This is a genomic window from Pseudoalteromonas sp. NZS100_1, assembly GCF_015864285.1.
GTDB lineage: Bacteria > Pseudomonadota > Gammaproteobacteria > Enterobacterales > Alteromonadaceae > Pseudoalteromonas > Pseudoalteromonas arctica.
Window position 1 is genome coordinate 127,778 of the sequence record NZ_JADYXN010000005.1, and the last position, 19,234, is coordinate 147,011.

A 19,234-nucleotide genomic window follows, 5' to 3' on the forward strand; every position below is an offset into this window, starting at 1 on the left:
TAAAATACTCCCTTACTATGCTCCTACACACTAAAGTGAACAAATGATTGGAGCAAACAATGAAAACAGTAATTTTAATAGGCGCACTAGGTAAAATGGGTCAAGCGGCATTAACCGGTTTATCTAAGCATAAAGTAATTACAGCGGGTCGTTCGGGCGATGTGGATCATATTGTTGATATTACCAGCGAGCAATCAATTACTGAACTGTACGAAAAAGTAGGCCATTTTGATGCCGTAGTTAATACCGTAGGTTTATGTGAGTACGAAACGTTTGCAGATATGAGCGAAGCCCAGTGGATGAGCACTATTATGAGCAAAATGATGGGGCAAATTAACCTTGTACGCATTGGTCAAAAGTACATTGCCGATAGCGGTTCATTTACGCTAATTAGCGGTATTTTAAACGTTAAACCTATTCCGTTTGCGATTGCTGATGCAACAACCAGCGGTGCAATAGATACGTTTGCAAAATGCGTATCACTTGAAATGCCACGTGGCACACGTATTAATGTGGTTAACCCTACCGTACTTGAAGAAGCATGGGACGTATACGGCGAGATGATGCCAGGTTTTCAACCAGTACCAGGCAAGCTTGTAGGTAAAGCGTTTGAGCGTTCGGTTGATGGCTTTATTACTGGCGAAGTTATTTTTGTAGATGCATAACTACCCGCCATATTGGTGAGAGATGCTAGCAAACTAATAAGCGCTTTGTATTTACAGTAACTGCAATGCGCTTTAAAACATATTTTAATAGGTGATGAAATGAAAAAATTAATACCCGTATTTGCTATATTATTGGCTGCAGGTTGTGCCAACGTAGCCCCAAGCTCGCAATATGCTAGCGAGCCAGGTGCCAACTCTAATAAAGAATGTAAAACAATACCGCGCCATAAGCACACAGTTCAGTGGTGTAAGCCACATTCTTCTAAATAGATCGATAAATTAAACTACATACCCACTAAAACCTAGCGCTTTAAAATACAGCTTTGGAATACCAAATTTGCACTCATTTAGCAGCTCGCTAAAGCGCATTCTATCGAGTGGGTAAAACTCATTTTCTAAATCGTGTCCCATTTGTGTTTTACCGGTTTCGGTTAAACCTAATTGCGCACACGTCGTAAGTTGGGCTTCGCGCTCAAACGTCGTTTCGGGGCGCATTAAATCAGCAATATAAAGGAGTGCATCTTTTTTAAGATTGCCCTTCATTGCTTTTAATAGCTGCTTTTTATCGCCATTGTCTTGTACAAAATGCATGACTAATAAACATAAAATGGCATCAGCTTTAACTGATAATTTATCAACAGGGCCATTGTGAATCGTTACGCGACTAGTTATGCCTTGTTCATCAAATTGCTGCTGTGCGATAGCAAGCATATCGGCTGATGTATCTTGCGCAGTAAATTGCCATGTTGGGTTTAATGCAGCCAGTGCGAGCACTTCTTTACCAGTGCCTGCCCCTACTACTAAAATATGTGCATTGTCGCTTAGCGTTGCTTGTAGCTGTGCGTTAGTTAGTTGGTGTAATAACTCATAACCTGGAACTAAACGAGTAATGCGGCTATCGTATTGTGTTGCTTGTTCGCCTGTAAATGTTGGCATTTTTAAACTCCCTAATAGCTATATAACTTCAACTGTGGAATATCCACCTGGCTTTTTGGCTACATGCACTTGAGTGGCTACGCGCTCGCTCATTTGTGTTACGTGCGATATAACGCCTACTTTTCTACCTTGTGCTTGTAATGAATCAAGAGCGTCCATTGCAATGCTGAGGGTTTCGCTGTCTAACGTACCAAACCCTTCGTCAATAAACAAAGAATTGATTTGTACTTTGTTTGACGAAAGCGATGCTAAACCAAGTGCAAGCGCCAGTGATACTAAAAATGACTCCCCGCCCGAGAGCGTATTAACAGAGCGTTGCTCGTCGGCCATGTCGCGGTCAATAATCGCAATGTCGAGCGTTTGTGCTATTGCCGTTAATTCGTAGCGCTTGTTGAGTGTTTTTAAATGGCTGTTGGCATAGTGCAGTAATATTTTTAATGTTTGTGTTTGCGCTAAGTTACGCATGGTTTTACCCGTTGCATCGCCTAGTACTTTATTAAGCAAGTGCCACTGTTCAACCTGCGTTTTAAGCGTTGTTAGTTCGGCTTGCTTACCTTCAAGCGCCTTTGTATTTTGGTTATGCTGCTCAATGGCAGTATTAGTCGCTAGTAATGAACTTTGCAGCTGCGTTTGTTGCTCGTTTAAGCTACTTAATTGGGTATTTAAAGCCTCTGCACTTTGCGTTGGTTTATCGCTACTGTTGTGTTTTTCAAGCGTAAGTTGCTGCTGTTTTAATGCGGCATTTGCATCGGTTAGCGCTTGAGTTAACTGCTCGTGCTGATTTAAATGCGCTTTAATCGTCTCGCTACTAAGTGTTAGTAAAATTTTGACCTGTTCGTGCGTCGCATTGCTAAATTGCGCTTTAAAGTCGCTAAACCACTCGTTATAACGTGCCTCAAGCGTTGCTAGCTCTTGACTGTTTTCAAGCAAGCGTTGCTCTGCGTTTTTAAGTGTTATAGCGTGCTCGTCTCGCTGCTTAATAGCATCATCATGCGCTTTTTGACTTGCTTGAACCAGCAATTGCTTTTGCTCTTGCTCACTTGTGAGCTTTGCTTGGTAGTCGTCTGCGCTTATTTGCTCGTTATTAAATAATGCTAAGCGCTCAGTTTGCACAGTGCTTAATAGCGCTTTAGCTTTTATGAGCTCTTCATTGAGTGTTTTTAACGATTGTTCGTTGTTACTTATAAGCGGGGTAAGCTGCTTTATTTGCTCATTAGCTGTGTGTTGGCGTTTTTGGCTTTGCTCGAGTTGCGTTTGAGTTTGCTGGTACTGCGTAACCTGCTCGTGCAACTGGGTAAGCTCAAGCGTATTGCCTTGTAGTTGCTGCCAAAAATCACTGTTTTCAAATTGACTATTAAGCGTTGTATCCAGCTCGTTAATTTGCGCATTTAGTTCGCTATGCTTACTCGTTATTTGGTTTTGCTGATGTGTAAGCTCAAGCTGTTTATTACTAAGTTGCTGCTGTGCTTGCTGCTCTGCTTTAAGTGCTGCTTGTAGCTCATTTACTTTAGTTTGCAGTGTACGCTGGCGTTTTTGTTGCTCAAAATACTGCGCTTTTTGCTCCGTTAACCGCTTATAAGTGACTTCAAGCTGATCGGCCGTTAAGTCGTTAAGCTCGGTACGTGCACCTTGCATGGTATTTTTAATATCAAGCTGTTTAGCTTTTGCCGTTTGTATTACTTGCTCAAGTTGTCCGTGTTCAGCAGCTAATACAGCATGTTGAGTTTGATGCTTATGCAGCTCGCTTTGTGCATTCTCAAATTGCTTTTTGGCGGTATTAAAAGCATTTTCAAAATCAGTAATTAAGTTATTTAATTGCTGATTTTGATTTACCGCGTACGGGTGCTCCGTTGCACCGCACACTAAACAAGGCTCATTAGGGCGAAGCTCAGTACGTAAATGCTCAACGTTTTCGCTGGCTCTTAAGCGCGCTTGGTTAAGTGCGTACTCGCTGCCTTTTAGCGCTTGCTCACTGGTTATTAAATGTTGATTAAGTAAAGCATGAGCTTGCTGGCTTTCATTTAACTGCTGGTTGAGCACTTGTTGGCGTTGCGTGCTTTGTTTTAGTTCTGTATTAAATTGCCCATAACGCTCGCGTTGCTCTTTTAAGTAATCAATACTCTTTAGCTGCGCGTCGCAATGCTCTGCATTAAATTCAGTCAGCTGATTATCTAATACCTGTAATGCCGATTGCTCATTATTAAGTAACGCCTCGCACTGCTGCACTTTATTATTTTGCGTATTTAAAAGCTCACTCTGATTTGTAAGCTCGCTATTAAGAGTTTGGCTTTGCGTAACGTTTGCGGCTAATTGCTGTTGTGCACTTAAGTAAGTAGTAAAGCTTTGTTTATAATAGCTCCAATCTTTTGCTAAAACGTGCAGCTGTGCATGCTCATTAAGCCATTGCTGACTTTTAGCTGAGTCGGTATTAGCAAGTTCAAGCTCATTATTGCTTTGTTTGAGCTGTTGTTTGAGCTCATCAAGCTGCGTTTGCTCTTTAGCTATTTGTGACTCAGTACCTCTTATACTTTGGCTTTGCAAAGCAATATTGCTGTCGAGCTCGCGCGCTTTAGCGATAACGGGCGCTGCATTTTGTTTTTTCTCATTTGCGTTATTAAGCTGCTCGGTATGTTTAATAAGCGCGGTATTACACTCGTTAATTACCGCTAAATGGTCAACACTTTTAAGCGCTGTAATTTGCTCATCTTGAACCGTATTTTGATCAGTTAAAACAGTAAAGCGGCTGCGGTTGTCTTTTATTTCAAGCGCCTGTTTGGCTTGTTTAGCTTGCTCACTTTGCTCAACGATACTTTCAAGCGCTGAGCTTGCTTGTTGCTGTGTTTGCTGTGCATGCAGTAAACTTTGCTCAAGCACTGTAGCTTGCTGATACCAGCTAAGTGCTTTTTCTGCTTTGGTCAGCTCTTTTTTAGTGTATTCGGTTTGCGCTTTTAAATCGGCTAGCTTAGTTTTTTGTAATTCAAGTTCTTCTGGTGTTAATAGAGTATAGCTTTCAAGGCCTGCTTTAAGCGTTTCAAGCTTTGCTACTTGCTCTTTATGACGCTCAAAAATACGCACGCCAATACGGCTAAACTTATCGGTGCCTGTTAAGCACTCTAAAAGTTGCGCTCGCTCATCGCCAGTGGCTTTTAAAAATGCAGCAAACTCGTGTTGCGCTAATAACACCGCACGCGAAAACTGCTCAAAGTTAAGCCCTATTTTGCTCTCAACTTCTTTTATTGTGTGGCTTTTGTCTGCTATTAGGGTTTCGTCTGGCAGGGTAACTAATGTGTGCTCGGCTACTTTAAGTTTGCCAGTTACCTTTTTATGGGTGCGTGAAATAGTATAACGCGCACGATAAAGCTGTTTATCTTGCCCTAAAAAGTCGACCTCAGCGTAGCCTTCCCAGGTACCTCTGCGCAGTAAGTTTCTCGCATCATTAAGCTTAATGCTGTCGCCGTTAAACTCTATTAAATTACCTTTGTCGCCACGTAAGCGTGCTGTTTTTGTATAAAGCGCTAAACATATCGCATCTAAAAAGGTACTTTTACCTGCGCCGGTATCGCCTGTTATCGCAAATAAGCCCGCGTCTTTTAATGGGGCTTTAGTAAAGTCTATTTCAGCGTCAACTATTGAAGCTAAATTATGAATACGAACTGCGGTTATTTTCATAGTTGTTCTTGCTCCGTTAGCTCGTTTATCACGTCACTTAAAAGTGCTTTTAGCTCATCGGGTACGCTTTGCCCTGCCATGTCTTTATCATTTGCGAATGCTTGTTCTAATAAATTAAGCGGGTTGAGCATTTCAACTTCGCTTAAATCTTCAAATACGGTGTTGTCGTCATTGTTAGCTAATTGCTCACGTACGCGTTCAATACCACAAAATTTAATATGCTTACCTTCAAGCGCTTGTTCTATTTGCTCTCTGAAGGTGGTGTCGATATCGCTCGATTTAAGCTTTACACGTAAATAAGGCGCTACTGTATTTTGTGATGTGTCGAGTGCTTTAATTTTCTCGCACAGTTCGCTTAATGGTACGCACTCCCCTTTTGGTAAAACAATTACATCGGCAGATCGCGGAATGTAAAGGGGGTTTACAGTTGTACTAATCTGTTGTTTTTCATCAGTAATAAATTCAACAACATTTACTTGGTGCGTGTAGTTACGCTCTGAAAACGACATTGGAATGGGTGTGCCGCTGTAGCGAATAACATCGCTTTTAGCAACTTGTTGCGCTTTGTGTAAATGCCCAAGTGCCACATAGTTAGCTTGTTTACCAAATACATTAGCTGAAATAGACTCTTCACCGCCTATTACTAAGTTACGCTCAGAATCACTTGATATATCTCCGCCTTTAGCGTGTAAATGCCCCATAACTATTAATGGTGAGTTTTGCTCATTTATATTAACAGCTTGCTCTAAGGCAAGTTCGTAAGCTTTTGCAACGCCTTGAGCATAACTAGGGCCGCTTTCGGTTTGGCTAAGTGAACTTATATCGCTTGCGCGTAAAAATGGCATAGCGACGATTACAGCGCGTTTACCATTAGTATTTATGGTAATAACAGTTTCATCGGGTGTAGCGATATCAAAGCGCCCTACTACGTGAGTATCAAACTGTGCAAGTAATGGCTGAGCCGCCAAAATACGATTTGCAGAGTCGTGGTTACCCGCAATAATCACTACGTGTAATAGTGGGCATGCTTTTTTGGCGTCTTTAATAAATTGGTAAAGCTGATTTTCGGCGCTAGCGCTTGGTGTCGCTGTATGATAAATGTCGCCAGCAACTAAAAGTAAATCTATTTGTTGTTCAACAAGAGTGGCTAATAACCATGTAAAAAAAGCTTGATGTTCAACACGGCGATCGTGTTCGTAAAATTGTTGGCCAAGGTGCCAATCTGAGGTGTGGAGGACTTTCATGTCGCGCTCTTAATAAAACCGTAAGAGCGCCAATATACCCAAGGCTGTTAAAGATGCAAGCCTAAGGCATGCATTACGTTAGGTTAAACTGTACCAAGCTGAAAAAACAACCGGTAATGCTAAAAGTGCCATTAATAATGGAATTTTTAACGTTTTAGTTTGTTTTGCGTGTAGCGCCTTTAATGCATTAGTTTCGTTGCACGCTGCTACTTTATCGATATAAAAATAACCCGAATCGAGATACTGCTTACAGTTATTCTCACTTGCTGGAATCGCAATTAGTTCTTGTTGTTTTTTTAGGATGTAAAAATCCATAAGCCCACCGCATTTCTTGCTAGTAATCGATATTAATTTGAGGATAAATGTGACGAATTTATTTGCCTCAAATAAAAAGGTTGGCGATTTTAAATATAAACAGCACTAAAGATCAACCTAAAATTACACTATTTGTCATTTATCGTACAAATAGCGAATATTAATGAAGTTCGGCAATATTTGAGCCAATTATTTACTCGTTTCACTGTGTTTTTGTTCAGTAGAAAGGGCTTTTAGGCCATTTTACTTGTTGCGAATTAGTAATACTTATACGTAGGATTAATGGTTTACCTGGTAATGCCAAAGCAATACTTTTTTAGCAATATATATAAAATGAATGATATTTTTTTAAGTTCTGGGACTTTGTATTTAACCGATCAAAACCATTATTAAAACCCAATTTTGTAAACCCCCTTTACAGTTTTTATCTATTCGTATTTTGTTACAAAATAATTGTATTTTTCAATCTAAAAAACTAAGTGAGCATCACCCTAAAAATACGGTACTTGGTCGCTAATTTATTGAAGCTAACTGGTATATTTGTCAAAGTACGCTCACAAAATTATATTAGGACTAACAATGAAAAAAATAGGTCTTACGCTAAGTGCTTTTGTATTGCCGTTCGCAATATCGAGTGCAGCTATGGCGTCTTCGGTTGAGCAAACAAAAGGTTCTTTTGTTGATAAATTTCGTCAATTAGACGAAGCACTTCCTACACCCAATGTTTATCGTAGTGCCGCTGGCGAACCAGGTGAAAAATACTGGCAGCAACGTGTAAATTACGATATTGATGTGAAGCTAGATGAAAAAAAGCACCGCATTACTGGTAGTCAAAGCATTGAATATAAAAATAACTCACCACATACGCTTAAATATTTATGGTTACAGTTAGATCAAAATATTTTTAAAAGCGATTCTATTGCCGAAACAACAAAAACATTTAAAAGCACTTTAGAAAGCCTACCAGCTCAAAAGCCCGCTAAATTAAGTTTAGGTGAATTACGTCGCCAGCAATTTATGAGCGACAACGAACTGGGTTATACAATCAGTGGCGTAAAAGATGACGATGGTAAAGAACTACGCGTAACTGTAGTTGATACCTTAATGCGCATCGATTTAAACGAGCCATTAAAACCAGGTAAAGAAGTAGAATTTAGCATGAACTTTGCCTTCAACATTGTTGAAGAAGATGCAGTGGGTGCACGTTCTGGTTACGAGCACTTTGAAGAAGACGGCAACGACATATTCTTAATTGCTCAGTGGTTTCCTCGTTTAGCGGCTTATACCGATTACGAAGCATGGACAAACAAGCCGTTTTTAGGCTCAGGTGAGTTTACGCTTGAGTTTGGTGATTACGATGTTGAGATTACTGTTCCGGCAGATCACATTGTATCGGCAACAGGTAAACTTGATAACGCGAGCAAAGTACTTACGAGTACTCAGCGTAAACGTTTAAAGCAAGCCGAAACATCTAAGCGTCCTGTGTTTATTGTTAACGCAGAAGAAGCGCTAGAAAACGAAAAAGAAGGCACCGACAAAACTAAAACGTGGCACTTTAAAGCGCAAAACGTACGTGACTTTGCTTGGGCGTCGTCTCGTAAGTTTATGTGGGATGCAAAGGGTTATCAGCAAGGTGGTGACGTTCAACCTTTAGTTATGGCAATGTCGTTCTTCCCTAAAGAAGGTGGTGACTTATGGGAGAAGTACTCAACTGAAGCGGTAGTACACACAATGGAAGTGTACTCTAAGTATTCTTTTGACTACCCATACCCAACTGCGCAATCGGTAAATGGCCCTGTTGGCGGTATGGAATACCCAATGATTACCTTTAACGGCCCGCGTACTAAGTTACAAGATGATGGTACACGTACTTATTCTCAAGCTGAAAAGCGCTTTTTACTTGGCGTAGTTATTCATGAAGTGGGTCATATTTACTTTCCAATGATTGTTAACTCAGATGAGCGCCAATGGACGTGGATGGATGAAGGCTTAAATAGCTTTTTAGATGGCGTTGCTGGTCGTGAATGGGATCCTACTATTCCTTGGGGTGTTGAGCCTCGCGATATAGTGAGCTACATGAAGTCTGAAAACCAAGTACCTGTTATGACTCAGTCAGACAGTGTATTACGCTTAGGTCCTAATGCTTATACTAAACCTGCAGCAGCCCTTAATATTTTACGTGAAGTAATTTTAGGCCGTGACTTATTCGACTTTGCATTTAAAGAGTATGCTCAGCGCTGGAAATACAAGCGCCCTACTCCAGCTGATTTTTTCCGTACAATGGAAGAAGCCTCTGGTGTTGATTTAGATTGGTTTTGGCGTGGCTGGTTTTACACCACAGACCATGTAGATATCTCTTTAGATAAAGTATATCAACTACGTTTAGACACTAAAAACCCTGATATTGATTACAGCCGTTTACGTGATATTGAAGCAGACAAACCTACTTCATTATTTGTTGAGCGTAACCGCGCACAAGGTAAAAAAACATGGGTTGAGAAAAACTCTGATGTTACCGATTTTTATGACGAAAACGACCGTTTTACTGTAACCAATAAAGAACGTAACTCGTACAATAAGTTTTTAAAAGGCTTAGAGCCGTGGGAGCGTAAAACGCTTGAGCGTGCTTTAGAAGAAGATAAAAACTATTACGTTATGGAATTTTCAAACCTTGGTGGTTTGGTAATGCCTATTTTATTAGAGCTAACATATGAAGATGGCACTAAAGAAGAGCGCTATATTCCTGCTGAAATTTGGCGTCGTAATTATAAAAACGTTCAGAAGCTGATTGTTACCGATAAAAACAAACCGCTTGTATCAGTTACTGTCGATCCAGGCTGGGAAACAGCTGACGTAGATGTTGAAAACAATAACTACCCTCGTCGTATTATTCCTTCACGTATTGAAGTATTTAAAAAGGAAAAGAGTAAAGCTAAAGTAAGTCGCGATATCATGCAAGATATTAAAACTGAGCTTAAAACTGATGAGAAGAAAGACGAAAAGGATGACGGTGAGGAGCAGCAATAATGCGCTTTTTGCTTATTATTGTTTGCCTTTTAGTTGCTGCGCCAAGTATGGCGCATCAACTAAAGTCGTCAGTTACAACCGTGCTTTTTAATAAACGAACGCATAATGTTGAATTAATGCATCGCTTTTATTTACATGATACCGAACACGCCGTAGGAACATTGTTTAAAGGCAAAATTGATATTATTAGTAATAAAGCCGACCAACAACGTTTTGCTAAGTATGTTGAATCGCATGTTGCTCTACAAACATTAAGTGGTGAGCCTTTAGCGCTTAACTTTGTGGGAGCACAAGTTGATGGTAAGTTTTTTTGGGTTTACCAAGAAGCACCAATTCCTGAAAATATTGAAGGAATTAAAATGAGTAATGGCGCACTTCGTGATTTATGGCCATCTCAGGTAAATATGGTAAACGTTGAGGGCAAAGGTAAGATTAAAACTTTAAACTTTGCTCAAGATGATACTTGGCTCGAAGCCCGCTTTGAGCAAAATTAATATTTAAAACTTCCCCAACCGACGCGCACAGCAGTTGTTTATGTGCGCGTTTTCTTCATACGTTTAAACTGCGTTCATGTTTGATCTGTTATTTGTAAATTTACGTAAAATTTATGAGTTCAATTTGTATATTTACCTTTTTTTGCGCATGATATATCAAGCACTTAAATTACTTTGTTATCAATAGATTGATAATGGTGCGTATTAATATTTAAATATAGTTAGTTTCATTTATCCCTTTGTATTTACCGGCCTAGGGCATAAGCAGTAGAGAATTTTATGTTTAAATTTCATTTAGTAATAACTAAATTCAGGGAATGATATGACTACTCAGGTTGAGGCTATTTTTGGAGTGATTTTTGATTTAGATGGAACATTGGTTTCATCAGAATTAGATTTTGCATTAATAAAGGCCCAAATAGGTTGCCCTTGCGAGCAAGACTTACTTGATTACATTGCTCAGTTGCCCTCACCGTATATGCGTGAAGAGGCAATGAATATAGTTCACCAACACGAATTAATAGATGCACAACATGCCAGTATATTACCTGGTGTGAGTGAAGCTATTCATGCTTTAAAGTCTAAAAATATTCCGATGGCGATTGTTACTCGCAATTTTGATAAAGCAGCGGCAATTAAATTACAAAATAATCCACTTCCTATCAGCACGGTTTTAACGCGAAGTGATGCACCAGCAAAACCCGACCCGAGCGCTTTAAATGCCATTGCTACACTTTGGAACATTAACGCCAGAAATTTACTTTATGTAGGCGATTACCTTTACGATATTCAAGCTGCGCATAATGCAAACATGCGAGCATGTTTATATGCTCCTGAGTCAACGCCAGCCTATGCAGACCAAGCTGATTACGTTTTACATGACTTTGTTGAATTAGTGACATTGGTTGAAAGTTATTCTAAAAAAATAGAATTATGTTAAATAGCGTGCTATTAAATTTATTCTGAAATAAGTATGTAGTTATAAAAGTTTTTATTAATCAAGTTTTGCCCATTGCGGAGCTAGCCCAATACGTTTTGAATTGGTAAAATACCGCAAAACGTAACGTATTCATTAGGGGCACAAAATGGGCAGAGCATTTGTAGTTCGTCAAAGTTCTATGATCAAAACAGCCAATGCAAAAACAAAAGTAAACTCAAAGTATGGTAAAGAGATTTACGTTGCAGCAAAAAGTGGTGATCCCGATCCCGAAGTAAATCAAACACTACGCCGTCTAATCGAAAAAGCTAAAAAAGACCAAGTACCCGCACACGTTATTGAAAAAGCAATTGAAAAAGCAGCCGGTGGCGCAGGGGAAGATTACTCTGTTGCCCGTTACGAAGGCTATGGTCCTGGTAATTGCATGGTTATAGTTGACTGTTTAACTGATAATCCGAACCGTACAATTAAAGATGTACGCTTACCGTTTACTAAAACAGACTCAAAAATTGGTACTCCTGGCTGCGTAGCACATATGTTTGATCATTATGCGGTACTTGGCTTTGCGGGTGATGACGACGAAATAGTATTAGAAGCATTAATGATGGCTGATGTTGATGTTAGCGATGTTGAAGCCGAGGACGGTAAAGTGTCGGTATTTGCACCGCCAACAGAATACTTTAAAGCTAAAACAGCCCTTGAAGACGCATTTGAAGGCATTAACTTTGAAGTAGACGAAATTACGTTTATTCCTCAAGTTAATATTGAAATTGAAGACGAAGAAGTTATTGCTAACTTTGATAAGTTTATAAATATGCTTGAAGATTGTGACGATGTACAAAATATTTATCACAATGCCATTGTAAAAAATTAGATTTAATTAGCTAAAGCTTTAAAAAGCGTGTTTTGTGTATGCAAAACACGCTTTTTTACGTTTGAATAAATGTTAGATATTCATGTGTATTATCTATATACCTTTAAAATGCCATATAAGCGCTGCTTTTTTAATTCCAGACGATAAAAAACCAGCTTAAAAGCTGGTTTAGTACTTAATCTGAACTTTGCTTAAGCGGTTAAAGCGTATTCGTTTTTTGTACTTTATATTTTATACGGTAGCTATGTAGTAGTGGTTCAGTGTAACCACTAGGTTGTGTTACGCCCTCTAAAACTAATGCAGTAGCGGCTTGATAGGCAATGCTGTTATTAAGGGTTTCTTCGTTTGTTGCCATGGGTGTATATGCAGTGTCGTGCTCGTTTTGACCATCAACTACTTTGGCCATTTTAGCCATTGTTGATTTTATTTGCGCCTGTGAACACACGCCATTTAGCAACCAATTAGCCATATGCTGGCTTGAAATACGCAGTGTTGCTCTGTCTTCCATTAGCCCGATATGGTTAATGTCGGGTACTTTTGAGCAGCCAACGCCTTGATCAATCCAACGTACAACGTAGCCTAAAATGCCTTGTGCGTTGTTTTCAAGCTCGCTTTGAATATCTTCTTTTGAAAGCGTTTTAGGGTCTGCCATTAGCGGCGGTGTAAGCAGGTCATTAAGGCTAGCAATAGTACGTTTAGCAATACTTTGCTGCTCGGTAAATACGTTTACATCGTGATAATGCATTGCGTGCAGAGTAGCGGCTGTAGGGGAGGGCACCCATGCTGTATTAGCGCCTGATTTAGGATGTGCTAGTTTTTGCTCCATCATTAATGCCATTTTATCTGGCATTGGCCACATGCCTTTACCAATTTGTGCTTTATGACTTAAGCCACAAGCAAGGCCAATATCGACATTGCGATCCTCATATGCGCTTATCCATGATTGCTGTTTAATCTGTGCTTTTGGAAGTACAACACCCGCTTGCATAGAGGTATGAATTTCATCGCCGGTTCTATCTAAAAATCCGGTGTTGATAAATACCACACGCTCTTTAGCTGCATGAATACAGGCTTTTAGGTTTACAGATGTACGGCGTTCTTCATCCATAATACCCATTTTAAGGGTGTTTTTAGGTAAGCTTAGCGCTTCCTCTACTAGGCTAAATAAAGTGTTAGTAAACGCCACTTCTTCAGGGCCGTGCATTTTTGGTTTTACTATATTAATACTTTGCGCGCTGGTATTTTTTATACCTGTTTTTTTGTTTAGGTCGTGCAGGGCAGCGGTGGCTGTAAACATCGCATCCATAATGCCTTCAAATACCGGTTGATTGTACACATCGGTAATAGCAGGGTTCGTCATTAAATGGCCAACGTTTCTAACAAACATCATGCTGCGGCCTTTTAAAGTAACGGTGCCGCCGTCAAGTGCGGTGTATATTTTATCACTTTGTAGGGTACGCTCTACGGTTTTATCGCCTTTTTTAAACGATTCAACTAAGTTACCTTGCATCAAACCAAGCCAATTTTTATAAACCTGTACTTTATCTTCTGCATCTACTGCAGCTACTGAATCTTCACAGTCCATAATGGTGGTGAGTGCGGCCTCTAACACTACATCTTTTAAGCCTGCTTTATCTGCTTGGCCAATAATGTGGTGGTGATCGATATGTAGCTCTATGTGTAAATCATTGTTTTTTAATAATACTACAGTAGGATTTTGCGCTTCACCTTGATAGCCAATAAGCTGAGATGGGTCGGCTAATGTGGTTTGAGAGCTATCACGTAACGTAATTAAAAGTGCGCCATCTACTACTGAATAATTAGTGCTTTCTATGTGCGAGCCATTAGTCAGCGGCAATGCTTTATCTAAAAACTGACGAGCGTAGGCCATGACTTTAAAACCACGTACTGGGTTGTAAGTAGTGCCTTTTTCGGCGCCATCGTCTTCGCTTAACACATCAGTGCCGTATAAAGCGTCGTATAACGAACCCCAACGTGCGTTAGCAGCATTAAGTGCAAAGCGTGCGTTACTTACAGGCACAACCAACTGAGGCCCTGCTGTAAGCGCTACCTCGGGTTCTACATTTTGAGTTTCAATCTCAAAGTTGGCAGGCTCTTTTACTAAATAACCAATATCTTGCAAAAAGGCTTGGTACTTAACGCTATCCCACGCTTTATTAGCAAGATGGTAGTCGTCTATTTGCTTTTGAAGCAGCTCTCGCTTTTCAAGCAATGCTGTGTTTGTAGGGGTAAGTGTTTGCACTATATGTGCAAAGTTTTGCCAAAACTGCTGCTCACTCAAATGCGTGCCAGGGAGTAATTGGTTTTTAACGAAATCAGCAAGTTGTGTGTCTACGCTGAGTCCTGAATGTGTGAGAGTGTGGGACATAATTGCCTTCCTTAAACGGTCGCGATGTTGTTGTGTGCTTGTGCGTTAAGGCAACAATAACTCAAAAAAGCAATGTTGAGTGCTTTTTAGCCATTCACAAAATGTATAGCCGCAATAATAACTATAAATTTACTAAATCTAAAAAATGAGCCTAATGTTGAATCAAGCGAAACGGAGCACACACTCCTAGCCACTCTCACAACATTAAAATAATTTACACACTCGTTCGAAGGATTTTATTATGACAACATATCAACGCGAAACAGACACTCTTTCTACTCTTTGCCAATCTCAAGGCAGCCCATGGAAAGCTATTAACCCTGAATACGCAAGCCGTATGCGTTTACAAAACCGCTTTCGTACTGGGATTGAAATTGCGCAATACACAGCAGACGTAATGCGTGAAGATATGGCTGCATATGACGCAGACACAAGCCAGTACACACAGTCTTTGGGGTGTTGGCATGGTTTTACTGCCCAACAAATGATGATGGCTATTAAGCGCCACCAAAAAACAACTAAACGCAGCTATGTGTACTTAAGTGGCTGGATGGTTGCAGCGCTTCGCTCTGCATTTGGCCCGCTGCCAGATCAAAGCATGCACGAAAAAACGTCGGTTCCTGCATTAATTGAAGAAATTTATACGTTTTTAAAGCAAGCTGATGCACGCGAACTTGACCACTTATTTAATGACCTAGATGCAGCAAAAGCGAATGGCGGTGACGTTCAAGCGGTTATTGATAAAATAGACAACTTTGAAACCCATGTTGTGCCAATTATTGCTGATATTGACGCTGGTTTTGGTAACGAAGAAGCAACTTATTTACTCGCTAAAAAAATGATTGAAGCCGGTGCGTGTGCCATTCAAATAGAAAACCAAGTGTCTGACGCTAAGCAATGTGGTCACCAAGCGGGTAAAGTTACAGTACCGCACGAAGACTTTTTAGCAAAAATCAATGCAGTACGTTACGCTTTTTTAGAACTCGGTATTGATAACGGTATTATTGTGGCACGCACAGATTCATTAGGTGCCAGCCTTACTCAAAAAGTACCTGTGTCGCAAACACCTGGTGATTTAGCAAGCCAGTACAATGCATTTTTAGAAACCACGCCAATTAACGGTGTTGATGACTTAAATGAAGGCGACACGGCAATGAAAATTAATGGCCAGTTATGTAAACCAACTCGCCTAGATAACGGTTTATTTCAATTCCGCGAAGGCACTGAAAAAGACCGCGTAGTTCTAGATTGTATTACGAGCTTGCAGTCGGGCGCTGATTTACTGTGGATTGAAACAGAAAAACCACATGTTAAACAAATCGCAGAGCTGGTAAATCGTGTAAAAGAACACGTGCCAAATGCAAAACTGGTATACAACAACTCGCCTTCGTTTAACTGGACGCTTAAGTTCCGTGAGCAAGTATATCAAGAATGGCAAGAAGCTGGCCGTGACTTAAGTGCTTACCCAAGCCTTGGCGACAACAAAGGCTTAATGGCTCCAGAAATGGATGCAACAGAGCTTGCTCAAGCAGCCGATTTACTAGTGCAAAACTTCCAACGCGATGGCGCACGTGAAGCCGGTATTTTCCATCACTTAATTACTCTGCCTACGTACCATACAGCTGCGCTAAGCACTGATATTTTATCAGAAGGTTACTTTGGCGACATGGGTATGCTGGCGTACGTACGTGATGTACAGCGCCAAGAGATTCGCCGTGAGCAGGCTTCTGTTAAGCACCAAGATTTAGCGGGTTCTAACATGGGCGATACACACAAAGAATACTTCTCTGGTGATAATGCGCTAAAAGCCGGTGGTGAAGATAACACCATGAACCAATTTTAATTCCTAACTAGATAGTGTTACTCAAGGGCCAATAGGCCCTTTTTTATTGCTTTAAGTAAAGTTAGAACATTGAAGCACAATTACAGATCAGACTTTAACTAGGGCGTGTTGATCTTTGTGGATTGAAATTTGTTCAATCTAGGGGCGATTAAATCGCGGCGCGAGGTTTGTAACCTAGTGGGCTAAGTAAAAACCGAGCAACAAAGAGTTTATCGTCCCTAGAAAGAACCCAAAGGGCAGCGCATGTTTGGTATTTATGCTACGTTATCGCCTATTCATGGGGAATAACCACACTACATAAGCTCCGTCTTGCCTAAAAACCAAACATACTGCTGCAAATTAACCCACCAAAGTTCAACACGCCCTTGCCAAATCATGTTGGATCACTATTTAACTACCTGAGTGAATTTACAGATCAGAGTTTAACTAACCTTTCATAAAACAGCATATTTGGGGTGATTTTGCTGTAAAAAGCGTTTACAACAACTTTAAAAGGCAGGTAAGTGACTGATTTTTGTTTTAATAAGCAAACTTAGCGAATTTATAAACCGATTTTTTACTAACTTCTCTGTGCTATAAAACAAAATTTTACTAACTGATAGGCTATAAACAGTGACTCAAACCGATTTTTTACCAACTCAAGTTACAAAAAATGCTATAAACCGAAATTTTACTAACTGAAGTTTTAGCTAAGTCCGATATTTAACTGCCACAGAAGTGTAAAGGGGGTTTACAGTTTGAATACTAAGGCGGTAAACATAAAAGCCACTTATTTGAAGTGGCTTTTATTTGAGCTATAAATTTATTACCCAGAGTTTATTTAGTGTGTTTATCAAACCACCATTGAATATAAGCTACTTTAGTCATTAAGTTTGATGGGCGAGCTGTAATACCATGCGATGCATTAGGAATGCGCACCATTGCAGTATCAACGCCTTGTAGTTTTAATGCCTGATAAAACTGCTCAGTTTCTGATATTGGTGTACGGTAGTCAGATTCGCCAGTGAGCAACATAGTAGGAGTTTTAACGTTTCCAACATAACTAATAGGCGAGCGCTTCATGTAATGCTCAATGTGATCCCACGGTTTACCCGGAAACCAGTAATCAGCAAAAAACGGGTAAAAATCGGCAGTTAGTACAAAGCTGATCCAATTAATAACAGGCTTAGCAACTACAGCCGCAGCAAAGCGATCTGTATGACCTACAATCCAAGCTGTTAATACACCACCGCCAGAGCCACCGGTTACAAACAATTTAGACTCGTCAATAAAGCCTTTCGCTATTAGCGCATCAACGCCAGTCATTAAATCATCAAAATCGTTACTTGGATAATTATGATGAATAGTTTGTGCAAACTCTTTACCGTATGAATCACTACCACGTGGGTTCATGTATAAAACTACATTTCCTTTGGCTGCAAACAGCTGAATTTCAGCGCTAAAGTGCGGGCCATAATTAGCTACTGGACCGCCATGTATTTCTAGTATTAGCGGATATTTTTTGCTGCTGTCAAATTCTGGTGGGTAAGCAATCCAACCTTGGATTGGTAGCTCATCGTGGCTTGATTTAATCCAAATTTCTTCCACTTTAGCCAAAGTTTTATCAGCCAGAGCATCACTATTAAGGGTAGTTAAACGCTGCGCTTTACCGCGTTTAATTGTTGCTATATCAGCAGGGCGCTGAGTATCGGCAAGGGTAAAGGCTACTTCGCCATCTTCGCTTACATCAAAGTCACCACCAGAATAAGGGCGTCCAAAGGCAACACTGCCAATTTGAGTTGTTATTATTTTACGCTTGCCGCTGCGTGGTTGATAGGCGAGGGCGGTTTGACCTTTATCTGCATAGCTAAAGTATATGCCTTTGGAGTTTGCACTCCATTTCATTTGACCTACGCTACGATCAAAATCTGGCGTTAAGCTAGTTGTGTTACCTGTTTTTAAATCACGAATATAAAGCTGAGCGTTTTCGTAGTTAGTGCGTTTATCATCGTAACCTGTGTACGCTAAGTAACGACCATCGGGAGAGATTTTAGGTTGCTCGTCAGGTCCATTTCGGTCAGTAATTTCTGTTATATTTTGCGAAGCTAAATCAAATTTATAAATTTCACTATTTGTAGGCTTTAACTGATTGTTTGTGTGTCTATTTGCAGAGAAGTAAAGCGATTTACCATCTTTACTAAAACTAACATCACCTGCGTTATCAAACTCATCATGAGTAAGCTGTTTAGCATTCCCCCCGTTAGCATCTATAGAAAATACTTGGCTAAAACCTTTTTGCGTGTAACCGCCACCATCTGAACGGTAATAAACATCGTCAATAAATTTAGCTGGTTCTGCCCACGTTGCCCCTTTAGGTTTGCCTGGTAAGGTTACTGGCGCTGAAGCAGCACTTGGAACAAACATGCTAAATATTAATTGGCTAGAGTTAGGGCTCCATGTAATAGCACGTGGGCTATTCGTTAGATTACTAATTTTTGCCATAGCGCCTGTTTTAAGCCACTTAATATATATTTGGCTGCTGCCGTCACGGGTTGATATAAACGCAAGGCGCTGACCATCAGGAGAAAGAACTGGCGAGTAATCTATGTGCACGCCAGAGGTTAGCGGCTGCATTTGTTTGGTTTTGTAATCAACAGACCAAATATTACCCACTTTGCGATCTGTTTTTATATCCATACGATTACGCACAAAGTAAACGGTTTTACCGTCTTCGGTTATATCTATCTGATTCGCATATTCTAAATTAAACACGTCTTGCAGTTGTAGTGTATTTGTTTCAGCGTAGGCTAAATTGCTACAGCCTAAAATGAGGCTAAGTGTTAAAAGCTGTTTCATTTTAAT

At 40.2% G+C, this 19,234-nt stretch carries 13 protein-coding genes; 7 read left to right on the top strand and 6 right to left on the bottom strand.

Annotated elements, in window-relative coordinates; translation table 11 throughout:
* Positions 1-59: 59 nt before the first annotated feature.
* Positions 60-665, top strand: coding sequence for a short chain dehydrogenase (locus I6F66_RS05335; RefSeq protein ID WP_165727910.1), 606 nt, complete (start codon positions 60-62; stop codon positions 663-665).
* Between the two features lie 99 nt (positions 666-764).
* Positions 765-935: a hypothetical protein gene (locus I6F66_RS05340; RefSeq protein ID WP_165741056.1), complete on the top strand. Its 171-nt coding sequence runs from the start codon at positions 765-767 to the stop codon at positions 933-935.
* 9 nt (positions 936-944) lie between these two features.
* On the opposite strand, the gene I6F66_RS05345 is transcribed toward I6F66_RS05340, so the two are convergent.
* From I6F66_RS05345 to I6F66_RS05360, 4 genes are all read right to left on the bottom strand, one after another.
* On the bottom strand, positions 945-1,601 hold the full coding sequence (locus I6F66_RS05345; RefSeq protein WP_165741057.1) for a class I SAM-dependent methyltransferase: 657 nt from the start codon (positions 1,599-1,601) through the stop codon (positions 945-947).
* An 18-nt stretch (positions 1,602-1,619) separates the two neighbouring features.
* Positions 1,620-5,270, bottom strand: a complete 3,651-nt coding sequence (locus tag I6F66_RS05350; protein ID WP_197119026.1) for an AAA family ATPase — start codon at positions 5,268-5,270, stop codon at positions 1,620-1,622.
* The gene (locus tag I6F66_RS05355) at positions 5,267-6,514 is read right to left on the bottom strand and encodes an exonuclease SbcCD subunit D C-terminal domain-containing protein (RefSeq protein WP_197119025.1); all 1,248 of its coding nucleotides are present in this window, start codon (positions 6,512-6,514) and stop codon (positions 5,267-5,269) included. The genes I6F66_RS05350 and I6F66_RS05355 overlap by 4 nt, the downstream gene beginning before the upstream one ends.
* A gap of 78 nt (positions 6,515-6,592) precedes the next feature.
* A complete protein-coding gene (locus I6F66_RS05360) occupies positions 6,593-6,829 on the bottom strand; it encodes a hypothetical protein (RefSeq protein WP_002959190.1) in 237 nt (78 codons plus the stop codon).
* Positions 6,830-7,408: 579 nt separating this feature from the next.
* Between I6F66_RS05360 and I6F66_RS05365 the strand changes: the two genes are divergently transcribed.
* From I6F66_RS05365 to I6F66_RS05380, 4 genes are all read left to right on the top strand, one after another.
* Positions 7,409-9,856: a M1 family metallopeptidase gene (locus I6F66_RS05365; protein ID WP_024592705.1), complete on the top strand. Its 2,448-nt coding sequence runs from the start codon at positions 7,409-7,411 to the stop codon at positions 9,854-9,856.
* The gene (locus I6F66_RS05370) at positions 9,856-10,350 is read left to right on the top strand and encodes a DUF6702 family protein (protein WP_165741442.1); all 495 of its coding nucleotides are present in this window, start codon (positions 9,856-9,858) and stop codon (positions 10,348-10,350) included. The genes I6F66_RS05365 and I6F66_RS05370 overlap by 1 nt, the downstream gene beginning before the upstream one ends.
* Positions 10,351-10,672: 322 nt before the next feature.
* Positions 10,673-11,290, top strand: a complete 618-nt coding sequence (locus tag I6F66_RS05375) for an HAD family hydrolase (protein ID WP_165741440.1) — start codon at positions 10,673-10,675, stop codon at positions 11,288-11,290.
* A gap of 145 nt (positions 11,291-11,435) precedes the next feature.
* Positions 11,436-12,161: a YebC/PmpR family DNA-binding transcriptional regulator gene (locus I6F66_RS05380; protein WP_165741439.1), complete on the top strand. Its 726-nt coding sequence runs from the start codon at positions 11,436-11,438 to the stop codon at positions 12,159-12,161.
* A 199-nt stretch (positions 12,162-12,360) separates the two neighbouring features.
* Here the strand turns inward: I6F66_RS05380 and I6F66_RS05385 are convergent, their stop codons facing one another.
* On the bottom strand, positions 12,361-14,550 hold the full coding sequence (locus tag I6F66_RS05385) for a malate synthase G (protein ID WP_165741548.1): 2,190 nt from the start codon (positions 14,548-14,550) through the stop codon (positions 12,361-12,363).
* Between the two features lie 241 nt (positions 14,551-14,791).
* On the opposite strand from I6F66_RS05385, the gene I6F66_RS05390 reads away from it, so the two are divergent.
* On the top strand, positions 14,792-16,393 hold the full coding sequence (locus I6F66_RS05390; protein WP_165741547.1) for an isocitrate lyase: 1,602 nt from the start codon (positions 14,792-14,794) through the stop codon (positions 16,391-16,393).
* Positions 16,394-17,209: 816 nt separating this feature from the next.
* Here I6F66_RS05390 and I6F66_RS05395 read toward each other — a convergent pair.
* Positions 17,210-19,228 carry a S9 family peptidase gene (locus I6F66_RS05395; protein ID WP_197208870.1) on the bottom strand — a complete coding sequence of 673 codons (2,019 nt, stop codon included), beginning with the start codon at positions 19,226-19,228 and terminating at the stop codon, positions 17,210-17,212.
* Positions 19,229-19,234: the final 6 nt, after the last annotated feature.

Bases quoted from the DNA above. Each gene is read 5' to 3' on its own strand.
- I6F66_RS05335 (WP_165727910.1), top strand. From the start codon at position 60: ATGAAAACAGTAATTTTAATAGGCGCACTAGGTAAAATGGGTCAAGCG.
- I6F66_RS05340 (WP_165741056.1), top strand. From the start codon at position 765: ATGAAAAAATTAATACCCGTATTTGCTATATTATTGGCTGCAGGTTGT.
- I6F66_RS05345 (WP_165741057.1), bottom strand. From the start codon at position 1,601: ATGCCAACATTTACAGGCGAACAAGCAACACAATACGATAGCCGCATT.
- I6F66_RS05350 (WP_197119026.1), bottom strand. From the start codon at position 5,270: ATGAAAATAACCGCAGTTCGTATTCATAATTTAGCTTCAATAGTTGAC.
- I6F66_RS05355 (WP_197119025.1), bottom strand. From the start codon at position 6,514: ATGAAAGTCCTCCACACCTCAGATTGGCACCTTGGCCAACAATTTTAC.
- I6F66_RS05360 (WP_002959190.1), bottom strand. From the start codon at position 6,829: ATGGATTTTTACATCCTAAAAAAACAACAAGAACTAATTGCGATTCCA.
- I6F66_RS05365 (WP_024592705.1), top strand. From the start codon at position 7,409: ATGAAAAAAATAGGTCTTACGCTAAGTGCTTTTGTATTGCCGTTCGCA.
- I6F66_RS05370 (WP_165741442.1), top strand. From the start codon at position 9,856: ATGCGCTTTTTGCTTATTATTGTTTGCCTTTTAGTTGCTGCGCCAAGT.
- I6F66_RS05375 (WP_165741440.1), top strand. From the start codon at position 10,673: ATGACTACTCAGGTTGAGGCTATTTTTGGAGTGATTTTTGATTTAGAT.
- I6F66_RS05380 (WP_165741439.1), top strand. From the start codon at position 11,436: ATGGGCAGAGCATTTGTAGTTCGTCAAAGTTCTATGATCAAAACAGCC.
- I6F66_RS05385 (WP_165741548.1), bottom strand. From the start codon at position 14,550: ATGTCCCACACTCTCACACATTCAGGACTCAGCGTAGACACACAACTT.
- I6F66_RS05390 (WP_165741547.1), top strand. From the start codon at position 14,792: ATGACAACATATCAACGCGAAACAGACACTCTTTCTACTCTTTGCCAA.
- I6F66_RS05395 (WP_197208870.1), bottom strand. From the start codon at position 19,228: ATGAAACAGCTTTTAACACTTAGCCTCATTTTAGGCTGTAGCAATTTA.